General features: G+C 60.9%; 13 protein-coding genes. 8 read left to right on the top strand and 5 right to left on the bottom strand.

The features are described from left to right. A partial coding sequence (locus P0D71_RS12720; RefSeq protein WP_408480294.1) for a LysR family transcriptional regulator occupies nt 1-933 on the bottom strand: 933 nt, incomplete at its 3' end. A 202-nt stretch (nt 934-1,135) separates the two neighbouring features. On the opposite strand from P0D71_RS12720, the gene P0D71_RS12715 reads away from it, so the two are divergent. The 3 genes from P0D71_RS12715 (at nt 1,136) to scpC (ending at nt 5,506) form a co-directional block, all read left to right on the top strand. After that, nucleotides 1,136-3,301, top strand: coding sequence for an FUSC family protein (locus P0D71_RS12715; RefSeq protein ID WP_408480292.1), 2,166 nt, complete (start codon nt 1,136-1,138; stop codon nt 3,299-3,301). A 284-nt stretch (nt 3,302-3,585) separates the two neighbouring features. Next, nucleotides 3,586-3,798, top strand: coding sequence for a hypothetical protein (locus P0D71_RS12710; protein WP_091802252.1), 213 nt, complete (start codon nt 3,586-3,588; stop codon nt 3,796-3,798). Nucleotides 3,799-3,991: 193 nt separating this feature from the next. Next, nucleotides 3,992-5,506 (top strand): succinyl-CoA:acetate CoA-transferase ScpC, encoded by a 1,515-nt coding sequence (scpC, locus tag P0D71_RS12705; RefSeq protein ID WP_091802249.1) that lies wholly within the window; start codon nt 3,992-3,994, stop codon nt 5,504-5,506. Between the two features lie 75 nt (nt 5,507-5,581). Here the strand turns inward: scpC and P0D71_RS12700 are convergent, their stop codons facing one another. Then, nucleotides 5,582-5,836: a GlsB/YeaQ/YmgE family stress response membrane protein gene (locus P0D71_RS12700; RefSeq protein ID WP_007176844.1), complete on the bottom strand. Its 255-nt coding sequence runs from the start codon at nt 5,834-5,836 to the stop codon at nt 5,582-5,584. Nucleotides 5,837-5,997: 161 nt separating this feature from the next. Continuing rightward, on the bottom strand, nt 5,998-6,705 hold the full coding sequence (locus tag P0D71_RS12695) for an MgtC/SapB family protein (protein ID WP_408480290.1): 708 nt from the start codon (nt 6,703-6,705) through the stop codon (nt 5,998-6,000). A gap of 158 nt (nt 6,706-6,863) precedes the next feature. Here P0D71_RS12695 and P0D71_RS12690 point away from each other — a divergent pair, with 158 nt between their 5' ends. Next, the gene (locus P0D71_RS12690) at nt 6,864-7,052 is read left to right on the top strand and encodes a hypothetical protein (RefSeq protein WP_408480288.1); all 189 of its coding nucleotides are present in this window, start codon (nt 6,864-6,866) and stop codon (nt 7,050-7,052) included. A 357-nt stretch (nt 7,053-7,409) separates the two neighbouring features. Further along, on the top strand, nt 7,410-7,934 hold the full coding sequence (locus P0D71_RS12685) for a hypothetical protein (RefSeq protein ID WP_408480286.1): 525 nt from the start codon (nt 7,410-7,412) through the stop codon (nt 7,932-7,934). Between the two features lie 7 nt (nt 7,935-7,941). On the opposite strand, the gene P0D71_RS12680 is transcribed toward P0D71_RS12685, so the two are convergent. Then, entirely contained in the window at nt 7,942-9,105 is a 1,164-nt protein-coding gene (locus P0D71_RS12680; RefSeq protein WP_408480284.1) for a metallophosphoesterase, read from the bottom strand. A 388-nt stretch (nt 9,106-9,493) separates the two neighbouring features. On the opposite strand from P0D71_RS12680, the gene P0D71_RS12675 reads away from it, so the two are divergent. Beyond that, entirely contained in the window at nt 9,494-9,823 is a 330-nt protein-coding gene (locus tag P0D71_RS12675; RefSeq protein WP_091802232.1) for a hypothetical protein, read from the top strand. 30 nt (nt 9,824-9,853) lie between these two features. On the opposite strand, the gene P0D71_RS12670 is transcribed toward P0D71_RS12675, so the two are convergent. Continuing rightward, the gene (locus P0D71_RS12670) at nt 9,854-10,438 is read right to left on the bottom strand and encodes a malonic semialdehyde reductase (protein WP_091802229.1); all 585 of its coding nucleotides are present in this window, start codon (nt 10,436-10,438) and stop codon (nt 9,854-9,856) included. A gap of 156 nt (nt 10,439-10,594) precedes the next feature. Between P0D71_RS12670 and P0D71_RS12665 the strand changes: the two genes are divergently transcribed. Continuing rightward, complete coding sequence (locus tag P0D71_RS12665) at nt 10,595-11,206, top strand: alpha-ketoglutarate-dependent dioxygenase AlkB family protein (protein WP_408301462.1); 612 nt, start codon at nt 10,595-10,597, stop codon at nt 11,204-11,206. 332 nt (nt 11,207-11,538) lie between these two features. Next, nucleotides 11,539-12,525 (top strand): ABC transporter substrate-binding protein, encoded by a 987-nt coding sequence (locus P0D71_RS12660; protein ID WP_408349352.1) that lies wholly within the window; start codon nt 11,539-11,541, stop codon nt 12,523-12,525. The last annotated feature ends 7 nt before the right edge of the window (nt 12,526-12,532 follow it).

The raw sequence follows: 12,532 nt of genomic DNA, 5'->3' as shown, positions 1-12,532 counted from the left end.
TGCTTTGTCGACTTCTGCAAGCAACGCCTCATCGCGTGCAATGACTTTGGGCAGATGCGTACGCAAGAATTCGACCCAAGTCCGTGTCTTCGCGTCAATGAACTTACGCGACGGGTACAGTGCGTAAATATTCATCTTCTGCGCTGTATATTCCGGCAAAACGCGCACCAACGTTCCATCACGCAAACCTGAAATCGCAGCGTACAGCGGCACCATGCCAATGCCCATCCCTTCACGAATCGCGACAATCAGCGACTCGGCGATGTTCACGTGCACCGGCCCATTCACCTCCATCGTTTCGCAGCCATTCGGCCCGTCGAGCACCCAATCGTGCGGCGGAAACGCCGGAGTGTGCAGAATCAAACACTCGTGATGCGCCAGCTCGGCTGGTTTCTGCGGCGCGCCGTGAGTGCGCACGTACGCCGGCGAAGCGCACAAGATGCTGAAGGTCGTTCCCAACGGAAGCGACACGAGATCTGAATTAGGCAACGTGGAAGCGAGGATCACCGCGACATCGGCACTGCCTTCGAAAAGATCGGGCATGCGCTGCGACATCGTCAGTTCGACAGTCACCTCGGGATACAGCGCGCGATAGCGCGAAATAGCCGGCAGCACATAATGCTGACCAATGCTGGCAAAGCTATGCATCCGCAAAGCGCCGGTGGGGCGCTCGTGCGCGCAACTGGCTTCTTCTTCCGCGGTGCCGACATCTGCAAGTATCTGCTGACATCGTTTCAGATAACGTTCGCCTGCGGTGGTAAGCGCAAGCCGTCGCGTGGAACGGTTCAGCAACCGAGTCCGCAAATGAGCTTCGAGCTCCGAAACCGCGCGAGACATCGCGCCAGTCGTTGAATTGAGCGACTGCGCGGCGCCGGTGAAACTACCGGCTTCGACCACGCGCACGAACACTCGCATATTTTGTAACGTATCCATCGATCCTTCTATTTCACGGCAGAGGCCATATTGTCCGCCTGTCTAGGATGCGCATTGTTGTTCGTTTTGGAAGGAACGTTCCGCCTCGGTCCCCTTAATGCGCGCGTAGCATGCTCCTACAATCGGCGCCTTGCGTGCCGGAGTGAGCAACAGTTTTCTCCGGTGCGTCTTTCCGCGACCAACCGAGGTGTATTGCTTTCAAATGAAACGCGAACATGCGATCAGGCCGACGGCCGATTCCGTCCGGCAGTGGAGCGTCATGTTGCGATCGCTCAGTCCGGTCGTTCTGGATTGGGCTAATAGCGATGGCCTGGTCTGGCTGCATCTGCTGAAAACGGTCACCGCTGGTCTGCTGGCGCTGGGCATTGCGATGCTGCTGGATCTGCCGCAACCGCGCATTGCGATGACTACGGTGTTCGTCCTGATGCAGCCGTTCAGCGGAATGGTGCTCGCCAAGAGTTTCTACCGAATTCTCGGGACTGCGGTGGGCACAGCCGCCGCGCTCGTGCTGGGTGCATTGTTCGTCCAGCAGCCCGAGTTGTACATGATCGGCATGATTTGCTGGGTCAGCGCCTGCATTGCGGCAGCGGTCCGGTTTCGGCATTTCAGGTGGTACGGCTTTGTGCTTGCAGGTTACACCGCTGCGCTGATCGGCATCCCGAATGTCACGGCGCCTCATGACCTGTTTCTGGCGGCGCTTACGCGCGCGGCGGAAGTGGCGGTCGGCATCGTGTCTTCGAGCGCGGTGAGCGCGCTGATCGTGCCACAACGATCGAGCCTTGCGCTGCGGCACACACTACAGTCTCGATACAGAAATTTTACTGCGTTCGCCGCCGACGTGCTGGTTCGCGGCCTTGAGCGTGGTCAATTCGAGCGACGCTTTGCGAATCTCGTCGATGAAATCGTCGGTTTCGAGGCGACGCGCACGTTTGCCGCCTTCGAAGAACCGGCCATGCGTTCACGCAGCCAGCATCTCGGCCGTCTGAACAGCGAGTTCATGGATGCCTGCGCGCGGTTGCATGCGCTGCATCAGCTGCTCAAGCGTCTGCGTGTAAATGGTTCGATGGCGATCGCCACGGCGATCAAGCCGTACCTCCACGAATTGGCTGCGCTCATGGCGCAGCCGCCCGATGCAGCCGTCGACGCATCGAGCATGGCAGCCCGTTTGCAGCACTTTCAGGCGAGCTTGCCGCGGCGCGTGCGCGAAACGAGAAGGCCGCTGGAAGCTTCGCCTGCTGAATCGCTTGCGGACTTCGATACTGCTGCGGAACTGCTGTACCGGTTCGTCGACGAATGGATCCGCTACTCGGGGACCTACGCGTCGCTGACGCTGCGTAAGCAGGCAGGTCAGCCGCAAGCCACCAGCCGTTATGTGAGCAAAACCAACAGCTTTGTCGTCGCGATGACATTTATCCGCTCGGCCGTGGTCATAGCGATCGCAAGCTGGTTCTGGATCGCGACAGACTGGCCGAGCGGAGGCCTGGCCGTGATCGGCGCGGCACTGGCGTGCGCGCTGACATCGACTGCGCCGAACCCCTCGAAGATGGCCGTACAGATGGCCGTCGGCGCCGTGCTGGCGACCATGACCGGTTATCTGTTCACCTGCTACGTGTATCCCAACATCGACGGCTTTCCGCTCCTGTGCATCACGCTTGCGCCGGTGCTCGCGCTCGGTGCATTCGTCGCCACGCGCAAACTCGCGGCGGGATATGGGATCGGTTTCTCGGTGTTTTTTTGCCTGCTCGCCGGACCCGACAACGTCGTCGCTTACGCGCCGGATCTGCTGATCAACAATGGCATTGCGCTTACCGCGTCGCTGTTGCTGGCGGCGCTTGTATTCGCGATCGTTTTCCCGGCTGACATGCCTTGGCTCATCGGGAAAATCATGGGCGACCTGCGCGCGCAAGTCGTGTCCGCATGCAAGGACGAACTGCCGGGACTCAATCAACGCTTTCAGTCGAGCACACACGATCTGACTTCCCAGTTGCGCGTGCTATTGGCGCGACGCTCCCGGCGTCGCCGCGATGCTTTGCGCTGGATGCTCGCGACGCTTGAAGTGGGCCACGCCGTGATCGATCTGCGCAACGAAGCGGTCCGCGCGGAGTATGCGCACGCACTGCATTCGCGTTGGGGCAGCGCCGTCGAGCATACGCGCGACGACCTCGCGCGGCTCTTCGAGCGGCCCGATGCGCGGAGTCTCGAACGCGCGCTGGCGTCCGTGAACTCGGCCGCGCGGATTGCGCAGGATGTGCTGCAAACGGTTCATGCCGAGCGCGACAAGCGTCACGACCTGCAGCGCATTTTGAGTTGCCTGCACTTTATCCGCACTGCGTTGCTCGACAAGGACGCACCGTTCAATGTGCGTTGAGTGATGGGCGCGGAGTCATGTGGCTTCAGTTATGTCGACATGAAGCATGTGACCTGAACCAGGTGGCCCGAATCAAGTGGCTTGAATCCTGTGGCCCGAATCATGTCGCTCAACTTATAAGCCTCGATTCACCGCCGTCACTCGCACACGCCACGATCCACCCTATACGCCGATCCTTCTTCAGGATGGAAAGATCACTTCCGGGCGGCCCCGTTTATCTGCGTGGATGGTAACCATATAGTTTCATCACTGCCTCGCAGTAATCGTAAGTCCTGGAGAGAGAAATGAAAGTGTTGAAAATCGCCCTGATCGCCTGCTCTTTGTCTGCTGTCGTCGCTCAGGCGCAAACGGCTCCCGCCGCCCCGCAACAGACCGCGCAAGCCACTGCGCAGCGCGACGCGAACGCGGATACGCGCGGCCGTGCCGCTGCGCCGGCAGCCAAAGCTGAAGAGTGCGTCGGGCCTGTGAGCTTCTGCAACATCTACTTCGGCAGCTAAGGCAGCGTCGCGCATCGCCCTTGAAATACGTGCAAGACCTGTCGCGAACATCTGACGCGCGACGAACTCCCCGGCCGCGACGCCGTCCTGTCGTGACGCCGCGGCGGGGGTGACAATCCGGCTATTGAGTGAAGCACACCGCAGACGTGCGCATCGGTAGGCCGGACTGGTGATTATGGAGAGACTGAGTTTCATGTACCAAGACCGGATTCGCTGCGCCTCGCTGCGCGGAAAAATCACTTCAGCCGCCGAAGCGGCGCTCCTGATTCAGGACGGCATGCGCGTCGGCGCGAGCGGTTTTACCCGCGCGGGCGATGCCAAAGCCGTTCCTGTTGCGCTTGCCGAGCGCGCGCGTCAGGAAGGCAAGCCGCTGCGCATTACGTTGATGACCGGTGCCTCGCTCGGTCACGATGTGGATCGCATGCTCACCGAGGCGCACGTGCTGGCTCGGCGCTTGCCGTTCCAGGTGGACAAGACGCTTCGTGACGCCATCAATCGCGGCGAGGTCATGTTCGTCGATCAGCATCTGTCTGAAACCGTCGAGATGCTGCGCGCGAACCAGCTCGGCAAACTCGACATCGCCATTATCGAAGCCGTCGCGATCACCGAAACCGGCGGCATTGTGCCGACCACGTCGGTAGGCAATTCGGCCAGCTTTGCGATTCTTGCCGACAAGGTCATCGTCGAAATCAATCTGGCTCAGTCGCTCGCGCTCGAGGGACTGCACGACATCTGGATTCCGGGCCGCAGGCCGCACCGTGAGCCGCTGCCGATCGTCCGTCCGCAAGATCGTGTCGGCACCAAAGCGATCGAGATCCCGCCTGAGAAGATCGCGGCGATCGTCATCACCGATATGCCGGACAGTTCGTCCACGGTGCTGCCGGCGGATGCCGAAACACAGTTGATCGCCGGTCATCTGATCGAGTTTTTCCAGCACGAAGTGGCGCACGGGCGCATGCCCCGGCAGTTGCCGCCGTTGCAGGCGGGCATCGGCACGATTGCCAATGCCGTGCTGGCCGGCTTTGTCGATTCGCCTTTCGAAGCCTTCGAAATTTACTCAGAAGTGCTGCAGGATTCGACCTTCGACCTGATGGACGCGGGTAAGGTAACGTTCGCCTCCGGCGCGTCGATCACGTTGTCGGCCACGCGCCAGGCGCAGGTGTTCGGCGAACTCGAACGCTATCGCGATCGTCTGGTGTTGCGTCCGCAAGAGGTCAGCAACCATCCGGAAGTGATTCGCCGGCTCGGTCTGATTGCGTTGAATACCGCGCTGGAATTCGACATTTACGGCAATGTGAATTCGACCCACGTAGGCGGCACGCACATGATGAACGGTATCGGCGGGTCCGGCGATTTCGCGCGCAACGCGTCGTGCGCGATCTTCGCGACCAAGTCGATGGCCAAGGGCGGTCGTATTTCGAGCATCGTGCCGATGGTGCCGCATTGCGATCACAACGAGCACGACGTGGACGTGGTCGTGACGGAGCAGGGACTCGCCGATTTGCGCGGACTCGCCCCGCGGGAACGCGCCACGTTGATCATCGAAAATTGCGTGCATCCGCTGTATCGCGATGTATTGCGCGACTACTATCGGGAAGCATTGAAGGGCGGCGGGCAAACGCCGCATCAGTTGGATCAGGCCTTCGCCTTGCACACGCGGCTGCGTGATACCGGTTCGATGTTGCCGGCGCAGGAAGCGGGGCTTTAAAGTCGGACGGGTTTAACGTCAAACCGGCGTCAGGTGGCTTTCGCCCCTGACGCCGTGAGACTTCTCATGCGGCGCTCAGGTACCTCGCCGGATGAGGCGGATAAGAAACAATAGAATGACCGCGCCGATGACCGCGGTGATGATCGAGCCGATCCAGCCGCCGCCGAGCGAAATATGCAGCACGCCGGCGAGCCAGCCGCCGATGAACGCGCCGACAATCCCGACAATGATGTCGACGATCAGGCCGAAGCCGCCGCCCTTGACGAGCACACCTGCCAGCCAGCCGGCGATCGCGCCGATGATGAGCCATGCAATGATGCCGTGTTCCATAATCGAGACTCCATGGTTGAATGTGAAAAATTCACGGTGTCAGAGCTTAGTCGAAGGTTATGGGACAGTCCATATTCAGGACGCGGAATTAACATTGTCTAAATCTATTGCAAGCTAAGTGTAGACGATGCACGCGAATATGGGGAACTTACGCCCTATGCTTACTCAGGCGTCGGCTCCGCTTCTCTGGCCGTCCAGCTCACGCTGGAGACACTCTTTTCCATGCTGATGCGGCTGGCCATCTGTTCGAGCTTCGACTGATCTTTGGGATGCATCTTTAGCGTTGCCGTCACACGAATGCGTCCAGGGTCGATTTCGACGTCTTCGCTAGTCAGGCTTTGGAACGACAGCGGTGTCGAATACATGGAGTTGGAGACGGCGGTACGAATATGAATTTCGTCGGCCTCGCGGCAGACGATCGTCAGCACGTATTCGCGCACGAGGTCGGCGTTCGATACCGGCGTCGCGTTGATCATACGGCTGACTTCACGCAGCACGGTGTTGGTCAGCAGTACGACCACGGTACCGGCCAGCGCCGGCCCGTAATGACCGGCGCCGCACAAAACACCCACCGCCGCCGAGCACCACAAGGTCGCCGCGGTGTTGATTCCCTGAATGGAACCCTTGTCGCGCATGATCACGCCGCCGCCGAGAAAGCCGACGCCGGAGACCACGTATGCGGCGATCTGGGTTATGCCGGTCGTGCCGTTGCCGGTCAGCACGCCGAGCGTCACGAACAGGCACGCGCCGCTTGCGACCAGCGTGATGGTGCGCAAGCCGGCATTGCGCTGACGCATCTGCCGTTCAAGGCCGATCGCCACGCCACAGGCGAAGGCGGCGAGAAGCCGCAAGAGGAATTCAATTGTCATCGGTCTGCAAGGGTGAGGCGCGAGTTCGCACAGTGTGAACCTTGCGCGTGACACCGGCGCGTCCGTCTCGATGGAACAGGCGCGAGCAGTCGTGACGCAGCGCGCGAGCAAAGCGTCGCGACGCTCAAAGGCAAGGATGGCCGGCACGGCGTTCAGCCATGCGGATATCACTGCAACTTGACTGGCAACAAGTGGGTAAGGGAATCAACAACGTGCACCGTCAGCCCGCAGGCAAGACGGCGACAGGCAAAGGCTGGCGCGGAAATCTTGCCGATCAGGCGATCGGGCGAATCGAAGCTCGACGGGTACTACTGCTACTGTCCAAGATCGTATTTCCGGATAAGTGAACTGCGCGGATTTTAGGCGCCTGTGCAAAATTAAGTCAAGCCATGATGAGGCGAGGCGACGAATGAGTTGCCCTGAGTGATTTGGGAAGTTTCCGTGCAAATCGGAGACCTATTCCCACACAAATACGGACTCCGAATGTTGACGGTATCCATCCCGGAAAACACACTGTCTGCATAACGCGGGCACTTCGTGCGGGCCTTGGCGTTTGATCCGCGTTTTTATTTCCGGCGGTTCCGCTTACGCATTGGCCAGATGTCGTTGCGCCGGGGTGCGCACCACGTGGCGGGTTCTTGCCGCTGCTTGCCGCTTCCTACCGCTTCTTTCCGTTTCCGCCGCCCATCCGAATTGAGGAATGTATGAAAGTTAAAGCTCTTGGTGTCATTGCCGGCGTGTTGATCGCAGCTGCTCCGCTCGTATCGTCCGCCGCGGCTTTACCGGCGCCGTTTGAAGGCAGCAGCACGCTGCAGGCAGATGGCATCGTGAAGGCGGTCGATCAGGCAAATCATTCGGTCACGGTACTCGACGCGCAGGGCGGCGAAGCGTCGTTCAACGTTACCGATACGCGCAGTCTTGGGCAGATCAAGCAAGGCGGCAAGGTTCACATCCGCATGATGCGCAGTGCGGTGATAAGCGTCACGCGCAGTGCGGACGGGCAAAGCACGGCGGCCCAGTTTGGGCAGTCGAACGCGATTCAGAGCGTGACAGCCCGCGTCGAGGCCATCGATCATGCTTCCGGCATCATGGCGCTGAAAGGCGCGGACGGATCGATGTTCCATATACAGGGCCGCGACCCGGCAAAGACCGCAGGTCTGACGCCCGGCATGCAAGTGGTCGTGGCGTTCGCGCCGCAAGTCAGCGTGGCTGTGGCGCCCACGCAGTAACGGTGCCTCAATCGGGCTCGCCGGGCACGAGGCGCAGGCGCGTGATTTCGGAAGGCGCGCCCAAACGCTTCGGCGGCCCCCAGTAGCCGGTGCCCCGGCTCGTGTAGACCCAGAGTCCGTTCAGCCGCGCCAGACCGGCGGTGAACGGCTGCTGAAACCGCACGAAGAAGTTCCACGGGAAGAATTGGCCACCGTGCGTGTGCCCGGAGAGTTGCAACGTGAAACCGGCTGCTGCTGCGGCCTCGGCAGAGCGCGGCTGGTGGGCGAGCAGTACCTTGATCAGCACGTCGCCAGGCGCACCGGCGAGCGCCGCGACCGGATCGCTGCGGTGCGACGGGTCGTGATGGCCCGCTGAAAAATCGGTCACGCCGGCGATCACGGCGCGTGCGCCGTCGTGGTCCACGATCACGTGCTCGTTCAGCAGGACATTCAGTCCGAGGCGCCGGAATTCGTCGATCCAGGCGTTGGCGCCGGCGTAATACTCGTGATTGCCGGTCACGAGAAAAGCGCCGTGGCGCGCGCTCAACCGTGACAACGGCTGCGTGTGTCGGGTCAGTTGCGGTACGCTGCCGTCCACGATATCGCCGGTGACTGCGATCAGATCCGGCTTGAGGCGATTCACCGCGTCGACGATTGCGTCCACATAGCGGCCTTTAATGGTCGGGCCAACGTGAATGTCGCTGATCTGCACGATCGTGAAGCCGTCGAGCGCGGCGGGTAAATCGTCGATCGGCACTTCGATCGTTACGACCTTGGCGCGACGGCGAGCGTTGAACAGGCCGACAAGCGTGGAGAGCAGCGCGAGCACCGGCACAGCCGCTGCTGAACCGGTACGCCAGTGAGCGATCGCGATGGTGTTCGGCCAGATTGCGTCGACGGTCAGCAGTGAGGCGAGCGCGAGGTCCCGCACGAAGGTCAGTACCAGCAGTGACGAGAAGAAGCCCATTGCCAGCAGACCGACCCACGCGAGTCGGTCGCTGAGCGGCTGTTGTTTGATGGTGCGCGCCAGCATGCCGAGCGGAATGATAAAGATCGACAGCACGAGCCACAGCGCACACAGCCAACGGCCGGCGGTATCGATCGGCATGTCCGGAATCAGACGCAAGCCGACGTAGATGTGCAGCAGGATGCCAATCAGAATGATGCGAACAAGAAACGATGAGCGGCGCATAGAGAGGATCAAGGCGGGAAGGGGCCGGCACGAGCATAGGAGCGGCGGCTACTCGTCCGCTGCGGCAATGCAGTAATGGAACGAGCCGACCCATTCTACCGAGATGTGTAATCGCGTGCCGAGGGCGCCAAATTTGGTCGCGGGGTGACCAGCCGCCCACCGCCTGAAGTGCCCGAAAGGTACTGCAATGCACCATTAACGCGGCGTGCTTGACCCGTCCAGCCGGCTAATGCGGCGCAATTAAATGGGCTTTGAATTGTGCTCGGGCGTGAGCTATCCTGAAATAGAACCGGCTTGGATCAAAGCTAAAGCAAGGGCCACCGCGAAGGCCCCGCAGACCAGTAGCGGTTCTTGTTATCGCCGGCAGAAGGCGAGGCAGGAGGCGCAAATGAAGCTGCTCAGATCAGGCAACCCGTTCCGCCATGCGCACCACGCGCATCACGTCGGACGCGAGGGCAGCCATGTCATGCTGCCGCTCGTGGTCATATCGGTGATGGCGATCGGCTTGTACTTCGGCGTGCGCGATATCGACTTTTCCGAGTTGGGCAAAAGTGCGCTATTCGATGTCGTCATGCTCTGCGTTGCCCTCGGTATCGCTGGATTGTTTGGCGTCGTCGGGGCATGGGTCAGGTCAAGCGGTGACGACGCCGAAGAGGGCTTCTGTTTCATCGGCGCGCTGATCGGCGCCGTGGTGTTTTACGTGGCGCTCCTCCGTTGACCCTGCTCAACGGCGCCCGGGCGCCGTATGTCAGACGATCCGCGCGGCTTCGTCGAAAGCGAAGCGCGGGCTGCGCGGAAACAGCTTCGACGCGTCGCCGTAGCCCAGATTGATCAGGAAGTTCGACTTTACGGTCGTGCCGGCGAAGAAAGCTTCGTCGACCTTGGCGGCGTCGAAACCCGACATGGGACCCGTGTCCAGGCCTAGCGCGCGGGCGGCGAGAATCAGATAGCCACCCTGCAGCGTCGAATTACGAAATGCCGTGTCGGCGATCGCCTTGTCGTTACCCGCGAACCAGCTGCGCGCGTCGGCGTGCGGAAACAGCTTCGGCAGATGCTCGTAAAACGCCATATCCATCCCGACGATCACCGTGACCGGCGCTGCCATCGTCTTCTCGAGATTGCCTGCAGACAAAGCCGGACGCAGCTTCTCCTTGCCTTCCTCCGTTTTGACGAAGACAAAGCGGCCCGGGCTCGAATTGGCCGAGGTCGGGCCGAGCAGGACGAGTTCGATGAGTTGTTCGAGCACGGCGTCCTCGACGGGTTTCGCCTGCCAGCCGTTATGCGTGCGCGCTTCGCGAAAAAGCTGATCGAGCGCCTGGTCGGAGAGAATCATGTTGGGGATCCTTTGAAGGTTGCGTGTGGGGAATGAATACGACGGTCACGAATGGAAGCGCAAGTGGCGCGCGTGAGCGTCGTCCTGGTTGTCGCCATAATAGCCAGGGTTTTCAACCGCTCGCGCTTTGAGCGCGCGATCATACCAGGCAATCTCATGACGGATCTTTTCGCGCATTCTTCCGATGCTTTGCCGACGCCCGACGTCGACTGGTATCCCGATTGGCTGCCGCCCGCGGACGCGGCGCACGCCTTGACGCGACTCGTCGAAGAAGTCGAATGGCGCCAGGACATGATGGGCACGCCCGCCGGCCGCGTGCCGCTGCCGCGGCTGACTGCGTGGCAAGGCGAACCCGACGCCGTCTACGTTTACTCGGGAATTCGCAACGTGCCGCAACCATGGACGCCGACGGTTGCCGAACTGAAGGCCGCCGCGGAGTCGGTTTGCGACGCGCGTTTTAATAGCGTATTGATCAACCGCTATCGCAGCGGCACCGACAGCATGGGCTGGCATGCCGACCGCGAGCCCGAACTCGGCGCTCAGCCGGTGATTGCGTCGGTAAGCCTGGGCGTCGCGCGCACGTTCGACCTGCGGCATAACAAGACCGGCGTCGTGCAGTCTTTTTCGCTCAAGGGCGGCAGCTTGCTGGTGATGAAGGGCAATACGCAGGCGGATTGGCGGCACCGGGTGCCGAAGGAGCCGCGCGTAGCGGGCGAGCGGATCAATCTGACTTTCCGATGGGTGACGCCGCGCAGGGAGGGGCGGTGAATCGCCGGTCGATGGGGGCGCCAATCTGAACCAGCGGCAGTTTGGGACAGGCGCCAGCCCCAAAGAAGCATCACCCACGTAAGCACATAAAAAAGCACAGAGCGGATTCCACGCCAGCCGCCATCAGCCAAACGACGCCCAAATCTCGCCCAGGCGCCGCGCTCCCACCGACATCGCGGTCTATACCAAAATCGATATCACTGACGCGAATCATTTGATTGGACGGTTAACGCCCCGCACACTACGCTACATCACGATCCACGCACCGTGAGGGCCGCAATGGCTGGACGGGTGAGATGGATCGCTTGAATAACAACGATCAGGAGACAGTCATGGCGAATTCACGACGCGCAGCATGTCGTGCGTTGAGCGCACTCGCACTCTGCGCGGGTTTTGGCGCGCTGACGCTGGCCGCGCCGGGCGCTTACGCAGAAGACAAACAGATTACCCTCGGCTTTGCCCAGGTCGGCGCGGAAAGCGCGTGGCGAACTGCCAACACCGAGTCGGTCAAGTCCGCGGCGGCGGACGCGAAGATCAAGCTCAAATTCTCCGACGCGCAGCAAAAGCAGGAAAACCAGATCAAGGCGATTCGCTCCTATATCGCGCAGAAAGTCGACGTGATCGCCTTTTCACCGGTGGTCGAGTCGGGCTGGGAGCCGGTTCTGCGCGAGGCTAAAGCCGCAAAGATTCCGGTGATTCTCACCGACCGCAACGTCGACGTGAAAGACACCTCGCTGTACGTCACCATGATCGGATCCGACTTCCTGGAAGAAGGGCGGCGCGGCGGTCACTGGCTCGCGGATCACTATAAGAGCGAGCAGGGCCCCATCAACATCGCCGAACTCCAGGGCACGGTCGGATCGGCGCCAGCCAACGATCGGCACGCCGGTTTGCTGGAAGTCATCAAAAACGATCCCAAGTTCAAGATCATCGCCTCGCAAAGCGGTGACTTCACGCTCGCCGGCGGCAAGCAGGTCATGGAGGCGTTCATCAAGACCTATGGAAATAAAATCAATGTGGTCTATGCCCACAACGACGATATGGCGCTAGGTGCCATTCAGGCGATGGAAGAGGCCGGCATGCATCCGGGCAAGGACATCACCATCGTTTCGTTCGACGCCACCAAAGGCGGCTTCCAGGCTATGGCTGCCGGCAAGATGAACGTGGACGTGGAGTGCAGTCCGTTGCTGGGACCGCAATTGATGTCGGCGGTGAAGGATGTGGTGGCCGGCAAGCCGCTGCCCAAGCGTATCCTGACAGAAGAGACAGTGTTCCCGATGAGCGTCGCTGCGCAAACGCTGCCAACACGTAAATACTGACATTAAG

This window comes from Paraburkholderia sp. RL17-383-BIF-A (genome assembly GCF_046028015.1).
Lineage (GTDB): Bacteria > Pseudomonadota > Gammaproteobacteria > Burkholderiales > Burkholderiaceae > Paraburkholderia.
Note: the sequence above shows the minus strand (reverse complement) of the source record. Positions and strands in the feature narration are given on the sequence as shown.

Excerpts from the sequence above, each read along its gene's own strand:
- P0D71_RS12690 (WP_408480288.1), top strand. The coding sequence starts at position 6,864 with ATGCGGATATCACTGCAACTTGACTGGCAACAAGTGGGTAAGGGAATC.
- P0D71_RS12675 (WP_091802232.1), top strand. The coding sequence starts at position 9,494 with ATGAAGCTGCTCAGATCAGGCAACCCGTTCCGCCATGCGCACCACGCG.
- scpC (WP_091802249.1), top strand. The coding sequence starts at position 3,992 with ATGTACCAAGACCGGATTCGCTGCGCCTCGCTGCGCGGAAAAATCACT.
- P0D71_RS12700 (WP_007176844.1), bottom strand. The coding sequence starts at position 5,836 with ATGGAACACGGCATCATTGCATGGCTCATCATCGGCGCGATCGCCGGC.
- P0D71_RS12660 (WP_408349352.1), top strand. The coding sequence starts at position 11,539 with ATGGCGAATTCACGACGCGCAGCATGTCGTGCGTTGAGCGCACTCGCA.
- P0D71_RS12670 (WP_091802229.1), bottom strand. The coding sequence starts at position 10,438 with ATGATTCTCTCCGACCAGGCGCTCGATCAGCTTTTTCGCGAAGCGCGC.
- P0D71_RS12710 (WP_091802252.1), top strand. The coding sequence starts at position 3,586 with ATGAAAGTGTTGAAAATCGCCCTGATCGCCTGCTCTTTGTCTGCTGTC.
- P0D71_RS12665 (WP_408301462.1), top strand. The coding sequence starts at position 10,595 with ATGACGGATCTTTTCGCGCATTCTTCCGATGCTTTGCCGACGCCCGAC.
- P0D71_RS12715 (WP_408480292.1), top strand. The coding sequence starts at position 1,136 with ATGAAACGCGAACATGCGATCAGGCCGACGGCCGATTCCGTCCGGCAG.
- P0D71_RS12680 (WP_408480284.1), bottom strand. The coding sequence starts at position 9,105 with ATGCGCCGCTCATCGTTTCTTGTTCGCATCATTCTGATTGGCATCCTG.
- P0D71_RS12695 (WP_408480290.1), bottom strand. The coding sequence starts at position 6,705 with ATGACAATTGAATTCCTCTTGCGGCTTCTCGCCGCCTTCGCCTGTGGC.
- P0D71_RS12685 (WP_408480286.1), top strand. The coding sequence starts at position 7,410 with ATGAAAGTTAAAGCTCTTGGTGTCATTGCCGGCGTGTTGATCGCAGCT.